This window comes from Halomonas sp. G15 (genome assembly GCF_021282295.1).
Lineage (GTDB): Bacteria > Pseudomonadota > Gammaproteobacteria > Pseudomonadales > Halomonadaceae > Halomonas > Halomonas alimentaria.
In genome coordinates, this window is the sequence record NZ_JAJSPA010000044.1 from 1 (window position 1) to 15,946 (window position 15,946).

Below are 15,946 nucleotides of genomic sequence, written 5' to 3' on the forward strand. Positions count from 1 at the left end.
CCCTGGAGGCCGCGGCCGAGGGGCAGGCGGCAGCCGTCTCCGCGTTGCAGGCGCGCCTGGCGGGCATGGGCAACCGCCCGGAGCGCCGCGCCGCGCTCTGTTGATCAGGGCTCGAGGTTGATCAGGGCTCGAGGTTGATCAGGACTCGAGCAGTGCCTGGATCTCCTCGGCGCTGGCCACCTTGCCTTCGATCACCACCTCGCCGTCGACGCCCAGCGCCGGGGTGCGCATCACCCCCTTGTCGATGATGGCGTTCATGTCGGTGACCTTCTCGATCTCGACGGTGAGGCCCAGGGTCTCGGCGGCCTGCTGGGCGTTGGCGGTCAGCTGCTCGCACTTCTTGCAGCCCTTGCCGTAGATGCTCAGTTTCATGGTGCGCTCCTGTTGGAAGGGTCGTGCTCTGGAATGACCTGAGTCAGGGCCACAGCTGGCCATAGAGATAGCCGGTCAGGGTCGCCATGACCACCACCAGCGTGCAGTAGACCACGGTCTTCTGGGTACCCATGATGGTGCGGATCACCAGCATGTTGGGTAGCGACAGTGCGGGGCCGGCCAGCAGCAGCGCCAACGCCGGGCCCTTGCCCATGCCGTTGCCGATCAGGCCCTGAACGATGGGCACCTCGGTGAGGGTCGAGAAGTACATGAAGCCGCCCAGCAGCGAGGCCAGGAAGGTGGACTGGAAACCGTTGTCGCCCACCGCCATCACCACCCACTCGGAGGGGATCAGCCCCTCCTCCCCGGGGCGCCCCAGCAGAAGCCCGGCCACGAAGACCCCGGCCAGCAGCAGCGGCATGATCTGCTTGGTGAAGTCCCAGCTCTGCTCGGCCCACTCGCGGTCCTCTTCGCGCAGGGTGGCGATCAGCATGATGCCGATGATGCCCACTGCGAAGGCGAGCTCCGGCACGCCCGGCACCAGCAGGGCGGCCAGCGCCACGGCGCTGGTCAGCATCGCCACCTGGCGCAGCGGCCAGCCCCAGCGGCGCATCAGCAGCAGGGCGAAGAGCCCGCCGAGCACCGCGGTGATCTGCCACTTCCAGGCGTGGATGGCCATCCAGGTGGGACTGTCGGCGGCGGCCCAGTTGGCGAACACCAGGATGCCCACCATCAGGCCGAAGAAGGCCGCTACCTGGCCCAGCGGACGGCCGTCGTCATCGACGCCGAAGCCGCGAGCACTCTGCTGGCTGCGCGCCAGCTCTTCGCGCCGATAGATCAGGTGCATGATCACGCCGATCACCACCGCGAAGAAGATGGCGCCGATGGCCCGCGCCAGGCCCAGTTCCAGGCCCAGCACCTTGGCGGTGACCACCACCGCCATGACGTTGATCGCCGGCCCCGAGTAGAGGAAGGCCACCGCCGGCCCCAGGCCGGCGCCACGCTTGTAGATGCCACCGAACAGCGGCAGCACGGTGCAGGAGCAGACCGCCAGCAGCATCCCCGACACCGAGGCCATGCCGAAGGCCACCGGCTTGGGCGCCGCCGGGCCCAGGTAGCGCATCACCGCACCCTGGCTGAGGTAGGCGGCCATGGCCCCGGCGATCAGGAAGGCCGGCAGCAGGCACAGGATCACATGCTCCTGGGCGTACCAGTGGGTCAGCCGGATGCCCTCCAGCACGGCGTTGTCGAAGCGAGCCGTGCCGGCGGGCAGGAAGTAGATCAGCAGGAAGATCCCCACCACGGCGCCGATCCAGCGGACCTGGTCGGGGTTCTCCCTGGCCAGCCACAGTAGTCGCCTGGCAAAGGGGGCAGCGGGTTGAGTGTCCGGCATGAGAGGCCTCGTGTCGTAGGCGTCGAGAGGTCTCTTTAATATATATGCCTATGCATATATTTAATAGCGAGACTTGATGTCGCCTTGACCCGCGTCAACAGGGAGAGGCGCGGTCACTCACCTCGATGGCCATGGCTCAGCCCTTCGCCGCAGCGGTGGCCGGGAAGTGATGGCGCGTCCTGTTGGCGATGCGCACCAGTGCCAGCATCAGCGGCACCTCCACCAGCACCCCCACCACCGTGGCCAGTGCGGCGCCGGACTGCAGGCCGAAGAGGGCGATGGCGGCGGCCACGGCCAGCTCGAAGAAGTTGCTGGCGCCGATCATGGCGCCGGGGGCGGCGACGTTGTGGGGCACCTTCCACGCCTTGGCCCAGCCGTAGGCGATGAAGAAGATCAGGAAGGTCTGGAGGATCAGCGGGATGGCGATCAGCACGATATGCAGCGGCGCCTCGAGGATCACCTCGCCCTGGAAGGCGAACAGCAGCACCAGGGTGATGATCAGCCCGATGGGGGTGATCGGCCCTACCTTCTTCATGAAAACGTTGTCGTACCACTCGCTGCCGTGGCGGGCGATCAGGGCTCGCCGGGTAACATAGCCCGCTGCGAGCGGGATCACGATGTAGAGCACTACCGACAGGGCCACCGTGTCCCAGGGTACCTGGATGTTGGAGACTCCGAGCAGGAAGACCACGATGGGGGCGAAGGCGAACAGCATGATCAGGTCGTTGAGGGCGACCTGCACCAGGGTGTAGGCGGCATCGCCGCGGGTCAGGTAGCTCCACACGAACACCATGGCGGTGCAGGGCGCCGCTCCCAGCAGGATGGCGCCGGCGAGGTACTGGCTAGCCAGGGGCTCGGGAATTAGCGGCTGGAAGACCACCATCAGGAAGAACCAGGCGATGGCGAACATGGTGAAGGGCTTGATCAGCCAGTTCACCGTGGTGGTGATGATCAGCCCCTTGGGCTGGCTGCGCACGCCGAGCACGGCGGAGAAGTCGATTTGCGCCATCATCGGGAAGATCATCGCCCATATCAGGATCGCCACCGGGATCGACACCTGGGCATATTCGAAGCGCGATAGCGTCTCGGGGATCGCCGGGGCGAACTGGCCGAGCAGCACCCCGGCGACGATGGCCAGTGCCACCCACACCGAGAGGAAGCGCTCGAAGAGCCCCATGCCCTCCGAGGTGTTGGGCGAATGGGATTCCTGATGAGTGGTCATGGTGAGACTCCTGTCAGATGGCGCGCTGGTTTACCCGGGCGGAGAGCTCGGCGGCCGACTCCTTGCGTTCGGAGTAGCGGTCGGTGAGCGCTTCACTGCGGCCGCGGACCAGCAGCGTGAACTTCACCAGCTCCTCCATGACGTCGACGATGCGGTCATAGAAGGGCGAGGGCTTCATGCGGTCGTTGTCGTCGAACTCCATGAAGGCCCTGGGCACCGAGGACTGGTTGGGGATGGTGACCATGCGCATCCATCGCCCCAGCACGCGCAGCTGGTTGACCGTGTTGAACGACTGGGAGCCGCCGCACACCTGCATCACCGCCAGGGTCTTGCCCTGGGTGGGGCGTACCGCGCCCAGCGCCAGGGGAATCCAGTCGATCTGCGCCTTCATGATGCCGGTCATGGCGCCGTGGCGCTCGGGTGAGCACCACACCATGCCTTCGGCCCACTCGGCCAGCGTGCGCAGCTCTGCCACCTTGGGGTGGCTTGCCTCTTCGGCGTCCGGCAGCGGCAGGCCGCGCGGTTCGAAGATGCGTGTTTCGGCGCCCATGGCGTGCAGCAGCCGGGCGGCTTCCTCCACCGCCAGGCGGCTGAAGGAGCGCTGCCTGAGCGAGCCGTAGAGCAGCAGGATGCGCGGCGCATGCTCGCGGTCCACGGGTATGCCCAGGCTGGCCGCTTCGGGCACCCGGAACAGTTCTCGGTCGATATTCGGCAGGTCGTCGAGGGGATGGGGCGTCACGGGGTGTCTCCTTGTGGGGCCTCTTCCCGGAGGGCACGAAGGTGAATCTCCTCAAGGATCTACCAAAATATATGGAAATCCATATGTAATCAATGCCACCACCCGGACACCAGAGCGTTGCGCTGGTCCGGGGCGCGCTGGAAGGACGGCGAGGCCCCGCTGGCCTGGGGCGTCAGCGTGGGCGGTTTCGGTCTGGCCATCGGGTCGCTGGCCAACCGGATCGTCCTGCGTCTGGGCAAGCGGCCCGGGTTGTGGTGGGAGTTCCATCGCTGGTCGCTGCCCATGCTGGCAATGGGCCTGGCGCTTGCCCTTGCGCTGGAGCAGCTGATGGGAGCCTGAGACGGCCCCGGAGGGGTCATGGCCGGTCGGGCAAGAAGTTGGCCACGAGGACGGCGAGCACCTCCGGGCACTCACGGTGGGGAACGTGGCCGCAGGGCAGGAGTCGCGGCTCGGCGGGCCCCGGGGTCCTGGACGCGATGCGACGCGGCTGCGCCAGGGAGCCGTACTCGTCGTGCTCGCCGTGGATCGCCAGGGTCGGGCAGCGCACCCGGGCCAGGGCGTCGTCGAGGGTCCAGCCGTCGAAGGCCTCGGAGTGCCAGTTGTCGACCCAGCTCTTCAGTACCCACTCGGCCTTGTCGCCGTGGTAACGCGCGAGCCGCCTCATCGCGCCCGGCTCGGCGAAGGCCGACTCCGCCTCGCGGATGCCGGCCAGGGTGAGCGGCTCGATGGTGGCCAGGGCCGCCACCGTTACCAGCGCCTCGCAGGCCTCGGCATGGGCACCGGCGATCTCGACCGCCATGCCGCTGCCCACGCTGTGCCCCAGCAGCACGAAACGCTCTAGCGCGAGCGCCTCGCGCAGCGTGGCGAAGCTGCCGCTGGCCTCGTCGGCGACGAAGGTGGCCGGCTGGGGGCCGGGGTAGGGGGCCGACTCGCCGTAGCCGAGCCGGTCATAGGCGATCACCTCGCGGCCGCTGGCCTCGGCGAGGAGGGCAGGGAAGTCTCGCCACAGGGCGATACAGCCCAGCGAGTCATGGAGCAGCACGATGGGGCTGCCCGCCGGCGTTGCCTCCACCGGCTGCCAGCGGGCGACTTGGATGTCGCCCGCCGGGGTCTTCAGGGTGAAGGCCTCCATCAGTCGACCAGCTCGACCGCCACCGCGGTGGCCTCACCGCCGCCGATGCACAGGCTGGCGATGCCGCGCTTGCCGCCTCTGGTGCGCAGGGCGTGGATCAGGGTGGCGATGATCCGCGAGCCGGTGGAACCGATGGGGTGGCCCTGGGCGCAGGCACCGCCGAAGACGTTGACCTTGTCATGGGGGATGTCGAGCCCGTCCATGGCCAGCAGGGTGACCACCGCGAAGGCCTCGTTGATCTCGAACAGATCGACGTCATCCACTGTCCAGTCGAGCTTCTTCATCAGCTTGTCGATGGCGCCTACCGGGGCGATGGTGAACTCGCTGGGGTGCTGGGAGTGGGTGCTGTGGCCCAGCATGCGCGCCAGCGGCTTGGCGCCGAGGCGCTCGGCGGCGGCGCCGCTGGCCAGGATCAATGCCGAGGCACCGTCGGAGATGGAGCTGGAGTTGGCCGCGGTGATGGTGCCCTCCTTGGCGAAGGCGGGGCGTAGCGAACGGATCTTGTCGAGCTTGGCCTGGAAGGGCTGCTCGTCGTGACTGACGATGGTCTCGCCCTTGCGGTCGCTGACGGTGACCGGCGCCATCTCGGCATCCAGGTGGCCGGCGTTGGTGGCTTCCATGGCGCGTTCCAGGGAGGCGATGGCGAAGTCGTCCAGGCGCTCGCGGCTGTAGTCGCGGGCCGTGGCGACGTCCTGGGCGAAGACACCCATCAGCTTGCCGGTCTCGGCGTCTTCCAGGCCGTCCAGGAACATGTGGTCCTTCAGCTCACCGTGGCCCAGGCGGTAGCCGGTACGTGCCTTGGTCAATACGTGGGGGGCGTTGGACATGGACTCCATGCCGCCGGCCAGCATCACCTCGGCGCTGCCGGCACGGATCAGATCATGTGCCAGCATGGTGGCCTTCATGCCCGACCCACACAGCTTGTTGATGGTGGTGGCGCCGATGGCGTCGGGGATGCCGGCCTGGCGCATGGCCTGGCGAGCCGGACCCTGCTTGACCCCACCGGGCAGCACGCAGCCCATGATGCCCTCGTCGATGCTGGATGCCTCGATGCCGGCGCGCTCGATGGCGGCACGGATGGCCACCGCGCCCAGCTCCGGGGCGGTCATGCTGGCCAGGCTGCCGAGCATGCCCCCCATGGGGGTGCGGGCGGCAGAGAGAAAGACGATATCGCTGGAATGGCTCATGGTGGTTCTCCCGGTGTGGCAAGCGGTTCCCGCTGGAACCGCGTTGTGGTTGTAAGTCGATATTGCAGGTGGTCCTAGGCTGCGTTGACCCATCGGCGGGGCTGTGGTCTTCTCAGGGTCAACCAAGCAAGCGCTAGTGCAAATGCCGATGAATGTAATGAATGCATCCCCACGCCGCAAGGAGTTGACCCGACTGGCCGCCCAACTGTTCGTCCAGGCGGGCTTTGATCGCACCACGGTGCGCATGCTGGCCAAGGAGATGGGTATCAAGTCCGGCAGCCTCTTCCATCACTTCCGTGACAAGCAGGAGATCCTGGCCGCGGTGATCGAGGAGGGTACCGAGAATGCCCTGGTCATTGCCCGGAAGGCCCTCGCTCGCTGTGACAGCAGTGCTTCGGCGCGGTTGCACGCCATGGCCCGCGCCCATCTGGAGACCCTGCTCACCGATCGCAACGCCCATGTGGTCGCCCTCTACGAGTGGCGTCGCCTGGATCCCGAAGCGCGTGCCCACCTGAGCCACCTGCGCGACGCCTACGAGGCGCTCTGGGAGCAGGTGATCGACGAGGCCCTGGCCGAAGGGTTGGTCCATGGTGACCGTTTCCTGGTCTCGCGCTTCGTGATGGGTGCGCTCAACTGGACGGTACGCTGGTACGACCCGGACGGCCCTCGTACACCCGATGAACTGGCCGATGAACTGGTCGCCATGATCACCCGCTCCGCCTCGGTCGGCTGAACCCCGTCGACCAACGTCTAGTCGTTTCTCCCGCTCTCTACCCTTGCCCTGTGCGGTCCGACTCGCTAGCTTGGACCTAGCGCTTGATAGGTTTACGCTTACGTTAACTGTAATCCATAACAACCACAAACCTTCCAAGAGGACGGCCCATGAGCACCCAAGACCACGTGTCCGATTATCGTGACTATCTGGAGCGTTTCTCCATCGATGAGGTCATCGCTCGCCTCGACGACCATCGAGACGGCAAGGCCAATGCCTTCGAGTCCTGCTGCGGGCGCCATCTGCGTGCTGGCCGGGGCGAGGTGCTGGCGCTGGTCCAGGAGGACACCCAGGGCAACGTCAACACTCTGACCTACGCCGAGCTTGAGGCAGAGAGTGCCCGACTCGCCGGCTGGCTGGCTGAACGCGGTCTGGGCGTGGGCGACCGCATCGCCTGCATGCTGCCGCGCTCACCCCAGCTGCTCGTCGCCATCCTGGCGACCTGGCGCATCGGCGCCGTCTACCAGCCGCTGTTCACCGCCTTCGGCCCCGACGCCGTGGACTATCGCCTGGGTCGCGCCGATACCAAGCTGGTGATCACCGATCACGTCAACCGCTTCAAGTTCGACGGCCTCTCCCAGTGCCCGCCGGTGCTGGCGGTGGGCGGCCCCAGCGCCGACCATGCCGAGGACCTCGATTGGGCTGACGCGCTGGCGCATACACCCATCGAGGCCACGCCGCCGCGCCTGGGTCGTGACGCCCCCTTCCTGCAGATGTTCACCTCCGGCACCGTGGGCAAGCCCAAGGGGGTGGCGGTGCCGCTCGCCGCCATGCCGGCCTTCGCCCTCTATATGGAGCTGGCCGTCGATCTGCGCGACAGCGATCGCTTCTGGAACATGGCCGATCCAGGCTGGGCCTACGGCCTCTACTACGCCATCACCGGGCCCCTGCTGCTGGGGGTGACCACCCACTTCTGCGAGGCGGGTTTCTCCGCCGAGGGGGCGCTGGCCTTCATGAAGCGTCACCGCATCACCAACTTCGCCGCCGCCCCCACCGCCTACCGGCTGATGAAGGCCTCTGGCCTGTTCGACGACGCCCACCAGACCCTCGAGCTGCGCGCGGCGAGCTCCGCCGGCGAGCCGCTCAACACCGAGGTGGTCACCTGGGTGGAGCGCTCCCTGGGCTGTCCGGTCATGGACCACTACGGCCAGACCGAGACCGGCATGACCTGCAACAACCACCATGCGCTGGACCATCCCAAGCATGTCGGCGCCATGGGCGTGCCGATGCCGGGCTACCGTCTGGCGATCCTCGACGCCGAGTACAACGAGTTGCCCCCGGGCCAGCCGGGTGTGCTGGCGGTGGACATCAAGAACTCCCCGGCTCACTTCTTCGCCGGCTACACCTGGCAGGAGAAGCATCCCTTCGCCGAGGGCTACTACCTGACCGGTGACGTGGTGATCCGCAACGAGGACGGCACCTTCCAGTTCGCCGGCCGCGACGACGACATCATCACCACCGCCGGTTATCGCGTGGGCCCCACCGACGTGGAGAACAGCGTGATGACCCACCCGGCAGTGGCCGAGTCCGCCGCTGTGGGGCAGCCCGACGAGATCCGCGGCGAGATCATCAAGTCCTACGTGGTGCTGCGCGAGGGCTTCGAGGCCAGTGACGAACTGGCCGACGAGATCCGCCAGCAGGTCCGCGAGCGACTCTCCACCCACGCCTTCCCGCGGGTGATCGAATTCGTTGATGAGCTGCCCAAGACCCCGAGCGGCAAGATCCAGCGTTTCAAGCTGCGCGCCGATGCCGTCGACAAGACCGAGGCACCGACCCAGTAACCCCGAGGAACCCGATATGCAAGTCAAGGACAATACCTTTCTGATCACCGGGGCCGCCTCCGGGCTGGGGGCGGCCACCGCTGAGCGGCTGGTCGCCGCCGGCGGCCGGGTCGTGCTCTGCGACCTGAGCGATGCCGTCGAGGCCCACGCCGAGCGCCTGGGTGACGCCGCCCGAGCGGTGCGTGGCGACGTCACCTCCGGCGAGGATATCCAGGCCGCGGTGGATGCCGCCATCGAACTCGGCGGCGAGCGCGGCCTCTCCGGGGTGGTGCACTGCGCCGGCATCGTCAGCGTGGCCAAGCTGGTCGACCGCGAGGGCAACCCCGCCGACCTCGAGGCCTACAACCGCACCATCCAGATCAACCTGGTGGGCACCTTCAACGTGATGCGCCTGGCGGCCGCGGCCATGGCGAAGAATGCCCCGGGCGAGGACGGCGAGCGTGGGGTGATCATCAACACCGCCTCCATCGCCGCCATGGATGGCCAGGTGGGGCAGTGCGCCTACAGCGCCTCCAAGGCCGGCGTGGTGGGCATGAGCCTGCCGGCGGCCCGGGAACTCTCTCGCCACGGCGTGCGCGTGATGGCTATCGCCCCCGGGGTTTTCGAGACCCCGATGATGAGCGAGATCCCCGACGAGGCCGCCCAGGCCCTGGCCGCTGCGGTCCCTTTCCCCAAGCGGCTCGGCAAGCCCGACGAGTACGCCCGCCTGGCCGAGCAGATCATCACCAACTCCATGCTTAACGGCGAGGTGATCCGCCTGGACGGCGGGATTCGCATGCAGTAATGCCTTCGGCAAGCTGCAAGCCACAAGGAGCAAGCTTCAAGGAAACCCCTTGGCTTGCTCCTTTTTTCATCTTGCTCATGGGTGGTATCCCTTGCGCCTTGTCGCTTGAGGCTGGAATTTAAACGAACGCTTGACTCCCCATTCTCGCACGCGTAATTTCAAACACATGTTTGAAAGTGGCCGCCGCCACTTTTCTTGACTGACTGCTGGCGACACTTCTCGTGGCCAGGTGTGGAATTGGAGAGTTGAGATGCCCGATTATCAGGCCCCCCTGCGCGATATTCGCTTCGTCATGGACGAGTTGCTGGACTATCCGGCCCATTACGCCAGCCTGCCCGGTGGCGAGGATGCGACCCCCGACGTGGTGGCGGCCATCCTGGAGGAGGGTGGGCGTTTCGCCCGCGAGGTGCTGTTGCCGCTGAACCAGAGTGGCGACCAGGAGGGCTGCCTGCTGGAGGGCGGTGAGGTGAAGGCGCCGAAGGGCTTCAAGGAGGCCTATGCCCAGTTCGTGGAGGGCGGCTGGCCGAGCCTGGCCGCGGACCCCGCCCACGGCGGCCAGGGGTTGCCGCACTCGCTGGCGATGGTGCTAAACGAGATGATCTGCTCCACCAACCTGGCCTGGGGCATGTATCCGGGGCTCTCCCACGGCGCCGCCGACGCCCTGCGCCACCACGGCACCGAGGAGCAGCAGGCCACCTACCTGACCAAGCTGGTGGAGGGGACCTGGACTGGCACCATGTGCCTGACCGAGCCCCACTGCGGCACCGACCTCGGCCTGATCAAGACCCGCGCCGTGCCCACCGATGACGGCGCCTTCGAGATTACCGGCACCAAGATCTTCATCTCCGCCGGCGAGCACGACCTGGCCGAGAACATCGTCCACCTGGTGCTGGCCAAGCTGCCCGACGCCCCCGAGGGCTCCAAGGGTATCTCGCTGTTCGTGGTGCCGAAATATCTTCCCAATGAAGCGGGCGAGCCGGGCGAGCGCAACGGCGTGGTGTGCGGGTCGCTGGAGCACAAGATGGGCATCCACGGCAACGCCACCTGCGTAATGAACTTCGATGCGGCGAAAGGCTTCCTGGTAGGCGCGCCCAACAAGGGCCTGGCCTGCATGTTCACCATGATGAACGCTGCCCGCATCGGCGTCGGCATCCAAGGGCTGGGCCTCACCGAGGCAAGCTTCCAGAACGCCCTGGCGTATGCCCGCGACCGTCTGCAGATGCGCGCGCTCTCCGGCCCCAAGGCGCCGGAGAAGGCCGCCGACCCGATCATCGTCCACCCGGACGTGCGCCGTATGCTGCTGACCCAGAAGGCCTTCGCCGAGGGTGGCCGGATGCTGGTGCTCTACACCGCCCAGATGATCGATATCGTCGAGCACGGCACGGATGCTGCCGAGAAGGAGCGCGCCGAGACCCTGCTGGGCCTGCTGACTCCGATCGTCAAGGCGTTCCTCACCGAGGTGGGCTTCGAGGCCACCAACGAGGGCGTCCAGGTGTTCGGCGGCCACGGCTTCATCCAGGAGTGGGGCATGGAGCAGCTGGTACGCGATGCGCGCATCACCCGCCTCTACGAGGGCACCACCGGCATCCAGGCCCTCGACCTGCTGGGTCGCAAGGTGCTGATGAGCCAGGGCGAGAGCCTCAAGGTGTTCACCAAGGAGATCCACAAGTTCTGCCAGGCCGAGGAGGGCAACAGCGAGCTGGCCGAGTTCGTGCGCCCGCTGGCCAAGCTCAACGCCGAGTGGGGCGAGATGACCATGGCCATCGGCATGAAGGCGATGACCGACCGCGAGGAGGTTGGCGCGGCCAGCGTCGACTACCTGATGTACGCCGGCTACGTGACCCTGGCCTATCTGTTCGCTCGCGCGGCAAAGCAGGCCCGGGCGGCGCTGGCCGAAGGCACCGAAGAGGCCGCCTTCTACCGTGCCAAGCTCGATACCGCGCGCTTCTTCTACCAGCGCCTGGTGCCGCGCACCCGCGCCCACAAGGGAGCCATTGAGGCCGGCGCCGAGCCGCTGATGGCGATCAGCGCCGAGGACTTCGGCCTGGGGTTTGAAATCTGAGTCGAGTTACGGACTTGCGTTCATAGCGACGAACGACAGGCGGCGGGGGCTTCCCTCGCCGCCTTCCGCGCATTGGACAGGACGTTAACGGAGGGAGTTTGATCGGCGGCCGCGTAAGGAGGACGATGCGGGGTAGAGCGTCGGGCCATCTGCCTTGCGGTAACAGCGGAGTGACTGCCTCATGCGTGTCTTTGCCAACCCGGTCGGTGCCGGGTCCCTCTGGTTCGATAACCTCGCCACCGCCGACGGCACGCCCGTCGCCTATGACCCTCAGGCCAGGGCGTTTCTGCCCATGCCGCCGTTCTGCGTGAATCGCGAGGTCATCGGCTGTAACTGGATCGCCCCGAAGCAGGGCGCCTTCTGCCGCTCCTGTGCCATGACTGCGCTGGCGCCGGACCCTTCCATCCCCGATGCCATGCCCAACTGGGCGCAGACCGAGGCCGCCAAGCGCTGGGTGCTCGACAACCTGGGACGCTGGCACTGGTTTCGCCCCGAGGATCCCGGCGCGCCGCCGGTATTTCATATGCTGGCCGAGGGCCCGACCCCGGTGGCCATGGGCCATGCCGGGGGCGTGGTGACCATCAGCGTGGCCGAGGCGGATGCGGTGCTGCGCACCACACGTCGGGAAGCCCTGGAAGAGCCCTACCGCACCATGATCGGCCATATGCGCCACGAGATCTCGCATATGCTGTGGTGGCGGCTTAGCCTGCGGGATGACTTCCTGGATGCCTTCCGCAACATGTTCGGCGACGAGCGAGTGGACTATCCCAGTGCGCTCCAGCAGTACTTCCACGACGGTCCGCCGCCCGGCTGGCAGTCGAGTTTCCTCACCGCCTATGCCTCCGCGCACCCCCATGAGGACTGGGCCGAGACCGCCGCCCACCTGCTTCATCTCACCGATATCACCGACAGTTTCGTGGCGGCGGGGCTCTCCTCGCCGGAGCTGCCGAGCCCCCACTGGGACCCCTACATGGAGCCCGACGCCGAGCGCTTGATGCGGGTCGCCGCCAGCCTGGTGGCAGGCGTCAACCACGTCAATCGTTCCATGGGGCTCTCCGATCTCTACCCCTTCGTTCTCTCGGATGCCGCACGGCGCAAACTGGTGTTCGTGCATGACTGGCTGCGTCGTGGCGCCCAGGGGCTGTAAGTCGACCCAAGTTGGGGGCATGATGATTGCCTCCACGTCCCGTCGCGGTGGCGATTGCCCCCACCACCCTCAAGAGGAATCGCCCATGTCACGAACCACCCGCCTGCAGGAGCTGATCCGCCTCCTGCGCCATCGCCGTGAGCCCATGCCGGGCCCTGAACTTGCCGAGGCGCTGGGCGTCTCGCTGCGCACGCTCTATCAGGAGGTCGCCGTGCTGCGCGCGGTGGGCATCGAGGTGGTCAACACGCCCGGCGAGGGCTATGTGCTGCCGCCCGAGGTGACGCTGCCGCCGCCGGCGCTGGCGGAGCCCGGTGCGCCCGGGAAAGCCGAGAGAGGCTCGGCCGAGACGGCGCCCGCGGAGCTGGTGTTCTACACCAACCCGCTGTCGCGAGGTGGCATCGTGCACTGGATGCTCGAGGAACTCGGCGTCAACTACCGCACGGTGACGCTTGAGTACGGCGCCGCCATGAAGTCGCCGGAGTACCTCGCCCTCAACCCGCTTGGCAAGGTGCCCGCCATCCGTCACGGCGACACCGTGGTGACCGAGTCCGCGGCGATCTGCGCCTACCTGGCCGATGCCTTCCCCGAGGCGATGCTGGCGCCACCACCGGCCGCCAGAGGCGATTACTATCGCTGGCTGTTCTTCGCGGCCGGGCCGCTGGAGAGCGCTATTGCCCTCAATGACCTGGGTGTGCAGCCCACGGCGGAGCAGAAGATGCGGCTGGGCTGCGGCGACTACTGGACGCTGGTGGAAGCCCTGGCCGGCGCCGTGGCGGGAAGGTCCTGCATTGCCGGCGATGCCTTCAGCGCGGCCGATGTCTACGTCGGCTCGCACATCGGCTGGGGTATGCAGTTCGGCACCCTGCCGCGGCGCCCCGAGTTCGAGGCCTACTGGGCGGGACTGGCCGAGCGGCCTGCCCAGCAGCGCTGCGCGGCGTTTATCGAGCAGGCCCGAGTCACCGGTTGAGGCCAGCTCGCTTCAGGCGCCGTGCAGGCGCCGGTGCAGTTCGCGGATCCGCTCGGCGAAGGCCGGCACTGGCCCCTCGACCACCGCGTTCGGCACCACCTGCTGGATCGGCAGCGGGGCCACCGGCGCCGGCGTGACGCCCATCTCCTCGAGCCAGCCGATGAGCTGCTGCGAGGAACTTGCGTAGACGATTCGCCCCAGCCCTACCCAGCCGTGGGCTGCCGCGCACATGGGCAGTGCTCGCCCGAGGTGTATACCGTGGCCCTGGCGCGCTGCACTGGTGTCAGGTGCTCCGCGGCCCAGCGTGCCAGGAAAAACTCCGGATGTTGGGTGGCATCCCCGCCGGCCACATGGTTGTGGTCCTCCGCCAGCACCTCGCCGTCGCCGCTCACCAGCACCGAGCCGAACGGCTCGTCGCCCGCCTCCAGGCCTTTCTCCGCCAGTGCCACGCAGCGCTCCAGGTGGGTCATGTCCGTGTCGTCGATCATGGTCAGGGCTCCTTGTGTCCTTGGGAGCCACCAGCATACGCCATGCGCTGCGCCGGCCAAGCCGGGTCCCGGTTCGGCAGGGTCGCCTGCGGCTGCCACACTGTGGCTACCCCTTCTCGAGGAGCCAATCATGAGCAATGGACCCTATGGGCAACTCGCCTGCGACTGCGGCGCCGTCACGCTGCTGGTTTGTGGTGGCTCCCTCGGCAACGGCAGGGATGCCGAGGGTGAGCCCGTGAGCCTCTGGCCCCAGGAGGCCATCCAGCTCGGCCAGGGCGCCGATGAGCTCGAGGTGGTGCCGGATGCCCGGGGCCTGGCTGCCTGGCAGTGCCGGCGCTGCGGCGAGCGATTACTGCACATCGATGATGAGGCCGGCATGGTGGTGCTGGCGGGCTCTTCAGAGGAGGGCGACGAGGCCGGCCTGGCGCTGACCACGGCGCAGCAACGCCGGCTCGCGGCACTGGGGTATCGGGTCGCTGATGGGGCGTAGCGGGAGACCATCGAATCCGTGAGTGCAGAACGACATGATGGGCGAAATCGTCTTCACTTGCCCAGCGTCAATTGTCCTTCGGGTTCCCGGGAACTAGGCTGTTCCTATCCCCCTGGGGGGGATGAAAGTCGACATGCCCGGTGGCCGCGGGCCACCCGGCGACAAGAGGAACGGGATGGAGCTGTTTCGGGATCGTCGCTATCGCCACCTGTTCTCCGCCCAGGTGATAGCCCTCATCGGCACCGGCCTGACCACGATCGGCCTGGCGCTGCTGGCCAGCGAGCTGGCCGGAGAGCGCGCGGGAGAGGTGTTGGGCACGGCGCTGGCCATCAAGATGATCGCCTACGTGGGCATCGCCCCGGTGGTGTACGTGGGCATCGCCCCGGTGGTGGGCGCCTATGCCACCCGGCTGCCACGGCGCGCCCTGCTGGTCACCCTCGACCTGCTGCGCGCCGCGGTGGTGGTGAGCCTGCCGTTCGTGACAGAGGTGTGGCAGATCTACCTGCTGATCTTCCTGCTCAATGCCTGCTCGGCGGGCTTCACGCCGGTGTTCCAGGCCACGATTCCCGACATCTTCGAGGACGAGCGCCGCTACACCCAGGCCCTCTCCCTGTCGCGCCTGGCCTATGACCTGGAGAACCTGCTGAGCCCGCTGCTTGCCGCCCTGCTGCTGGTGGTGATGTCCTTCAACCTGCTGTTCGTGCTGAATGCGGCGGCTTTCCTGCTCTCGGCGTTGTTGGTGGTCAGCGTATCGCTGCCCTCGCCGCATCCGCAGACGGCCGGTGGCGGTGTCTGGGCCAGGCTGACTCGGGGCATCAATCACTATTTGGGCACCGCGCGGCTGCGCGGCCTGCTGGCTCTCAACATGGCGGTGGCCGCGGCCGGCGCCATGCAGATCGTCAATACGGTGGTCTACGTGCGCCACGCGCTGGGCCTGGGGGAGACCGAGGTGGCGATCGCCTTTGCGGCAGCGGGCGGTGGCTCGATGGTCGTCGCCCTTACCTTGCCAAAGCTATTGGAGCGCCTGGACCAGCGCCCGGTGATGCTGACGGGCGGCCTGCTGATGAGTGCCAGCCTGCTGGCGGGCCTCATGGGACCCGGCTTCGTGATGCTGCTTTTGCTGTGGTTCGTGCTGGGCGCCGGGGCCTCGATGGTGATGACCCCCACCGGCCGGCTACTCAAGCAGTCCTGCCGGGCCGAGGAGCGCCCGGCGCTGTTCGCCGCCCAGTTCTCGCTTTCCCACGCCTGCTGGCTGGTGGCCTATCCGCTGGCCGGCTGGCTGGGCAGCGCCCTGGGTATGATGCCCGCCTTCGCGGTCCTGGCCATCCTGGCCCTGGCCGCCACCCTGCTGGCCGCGCGTCTGTGGCCGGCGCAAGTGACCGAAGCGCACGCCTGAGCACGCAAGGCATG

17 protein-coding genes are annotated in these 15,946 nt (G+C 67.4%); 9 read left to right on the top strand and 8 right to left on the bottom strand.

From position 1 onward, the window contains the following. Window positions 1–138 precede the first annotated feature (138 nt). The 4 genes from LWH48_RS15650 to arsH all read right to left on the bottom strand — a co-directional run bounded on the left by LWH48_RS15650 (window position 139) and on the right by arsH (window position 3,726). Window positions 139–372 (bottom strand): thioredoxin family protein, encoded by a 234-nt coding sequence (locus LWH48_RS15650; RefSeq protein WP_232913277.1) that lies wholly within the window; start codon window positions 370–372, stop codon window positions 139–141. A 43-nt stretch (window positions 373–415) separates the two neighbouring features. Continuing rightward, entirely contained in the window at window positions 416–1,765 is a 1,350-nt protein-coding gene (locus LWH48_RS15655; protein ID WP_232913278.1) for a permease, read from the bottom strand. Window positions 1,766–1,901: 136 nt separating this feature from the next. Next, window positions 1,902–2,987: an ACR3 family arsenite efflux transporter gene (gene arsB, locus LWH48_RS15660; protein ID WP_232913279.1), complete on the bottom strand. Its 1,086-nt coding sequence runs from the start codon at window positions 2,985–2,987 to the stop codon at window positions 1,902–1,904. Window positions 2,988–3,000: 13 nt separating this feature from the next. After that, the gene (gene arsH / locus LWH48_RS15665; RefSeq protein ID WP_332875634.1) at window positions 3,001–3,726 is read right to left on the bottom strand and encodes an arsenical resistance protein ArsH; all 726 of its coding nucleotides are present in this window, start codon (window positions 3,724–3,726) and stop codon (window positions 3,001–3,003) included. Between the two features lie 117 nt (window positions 3,727–3,843). Between arsH and LWH48_RS15670 the strand changes: the two genes are divergently transcribed. Further along, window positions 3,844–4,065, top strand: a complete 222-nt coding sequence (locus LWH48_RS15670; protein ID WP_232913280.1) for a hypothetical protein — start codon at window positions 3,844–3,846, stop codon at window positions 4,063–4,065. A gap of 16 nt (window positions 4,066–4,081) precedes the next feature. On the opposite strand, the gene LWH48_RS15675 is transcribed toward LWH48_RS15670, so the two are convergent. Next, window positions 4,082–4,858, bottom strand: a complete 777-nt coding sequence (locus LWH48_RS15675) for an alpha/beta fold hydrolase (RefSeq protein WP_232913281.1) — start codon at window positions 4,856–4,858, stop codon at window positions 4,082–4,084. Then, complete coding sequence (locus LWH48_RS15680; protein WP_232913282.1) at window positions 4,858–6,045, bottom strand: acetyl-CoA C-acyltransferase; 1,188 nt, start codon at window positions 6,043–6,045, stop codon at window positions 4,858–4,860. The genes LWH48_RS15675 and LWH48_RS15680 overlap by 1 nt, the downstream gene beginning before the upstream one ends. 157 nt (window positions 6,046–6,202) lie before the next feature. Between LWH48_RS15680 and LWH48_RS15685 the strand changes: the two genes are divergently transcribed. The 6 genes from LWH48_RS15685 to LWH48_RS15710 all read left to right on the top strand — a co-directional run bounded on the left by LWH48_RS15685 (window position 6,203) and on the right by LWH48_RS15710 (window position 13,558). Then, complete coding sequence (locus tag LWH48_RS15685) at window positions 6,203–6,778, top strand: TetR/AcrR family transcriptional regulator (protein WP_232913283.1); 576 nt, start codon at window positions 6,203–6,205, stop codon at window positions 6,776–6,778. A gap of 149 nt (window positions 6,779–6,927) precedes the next feature. Next, window positions 6,928–8,598: an AMP-binding protein gene (locus LWH48_RS15690; protein ID WP_232913284.1), complete on the top strand. Its 1,671-nt coding sequence runs from the start codon at window positions 6,928–6,930 to the stop codon at window positions 8,596–8,598. 16 nt (window positions 8,599–8,614) lie between these two features. Beyond that, complete coding sequence (locus LWH48_RS15695; protein ID WP_161432700.1) at window positions 8,615–9,382, top strand: SDR family NAD(P)-dependent oxidoreductase; 768 nt, start codon at window positions 8,615–8,617, stop codon at window positions 9,380–9,382. Window positions 9,383–9,632: 250 nt separating this feature from the next. Continuing rightward, complete coding sequence (locus tag LWH48_RS15700) at window positions 9,633–11,444, top strand: acyl-CoA dehydrogenase C-terminal domain-containing protein (protein WP_232913285.1); 1,812 nt, start codon at window positions 9,633–9,635, stop codon at window positions 11,442–11,444. A 181-nt stretch (window positions 11,445–11,625) separates the two neighbouring features. Beyond that, window positions 11,626–12,591 carry a zinc-binding metallopeptidase family protein gene (locus LWH48_RS15705; protein WP_232913286.1) on the top strand — a complete coding sequence of 322 codons (966 nt, stop codon included), beginning with the start codon at window positions 11,626–11,628 and terminating at the stop codon, window positions 12,589–12,591. 85 nt (window positions 12,592–12,676) lie between these two features. Continuing rightward, complete coding sequence (locus LWH48_RS15710; RefSeq protein WP_232913287.1) at window positions 12,677–13,558, top strand: glutathione S-transferase N-terminal domain-containing protein; 882 nt, start codon at window positions 12,677–12,679, stop codon at window positions 13,556–13,558. Window positions 13,559–13,570: 12 nt separating this feature from the next. On the opposite strand, the gene LWH48_RS15715 is transcribed toward LWH48_RS15710, so the two are convergent. Both LWH48_RS15715 and LWH48_RS15720 read right to left on the bottom strand, forming a co-directional pair. Next, window positions 13,571–13,789, bottom strand: coding sequence for a hypothetical protein (locus LWH48_RS15715; RefSeq protein WP_232913288.1), 219 nt, complete (start codon window positions 13,787–13,789; stop codon window positions 13,571–13,573). Next, window positions 13,762–14,046: a nucleoside deaminase gene (locus LWH48_RS15720; RefSeq protein ID WP_232913289.1), complete on the bottom strand. Its 285-nt coding sequence runs from the start codon at window positions 14,044–14,046 to the stop codon at window positions 13,762–13,764. Before LWH48_RS15720 ends, LWH48_RS15715 begins: the two co-directional genes overlap by 28 nt. 130 nt (window positions 14,047–14,176) lie before the next feature. Between LWH48_RS15720 and LWH48_RS15725 the strand changes: the two genes are divergently transcribed. Both LWH48_RS15725 and LWH48_RS15730 read left to right on the top strand, forming a co-directional pair. After that, the gene (locus tag LWH48_RS15725; protein WP_232913290.1) at window positions 14,177–14,536 is read left to right on the top strand and encodes a hypothetical protein; all 360 of its coding nucleotides are present in this window, start codon (window positions 14,177–14,179) and stop codon (window positions 14,534–14,536) included. A 175-nt stretch (window positions 14,537–14,711) separates the two neighbouring features. Beyond that, window positions 14,712–15,932 (top strand): MFS transporter, encoded by a 1,221-nt coding sequence (locus LWH48_RS15730; protein ID WP_269816244.1) that lies wholly within the window; start codon window positions 14,712–14,714, stop codon window positions 15,930–15,932. Window positions 15,933–15,946: the final 14 nt, after the last annotated feature.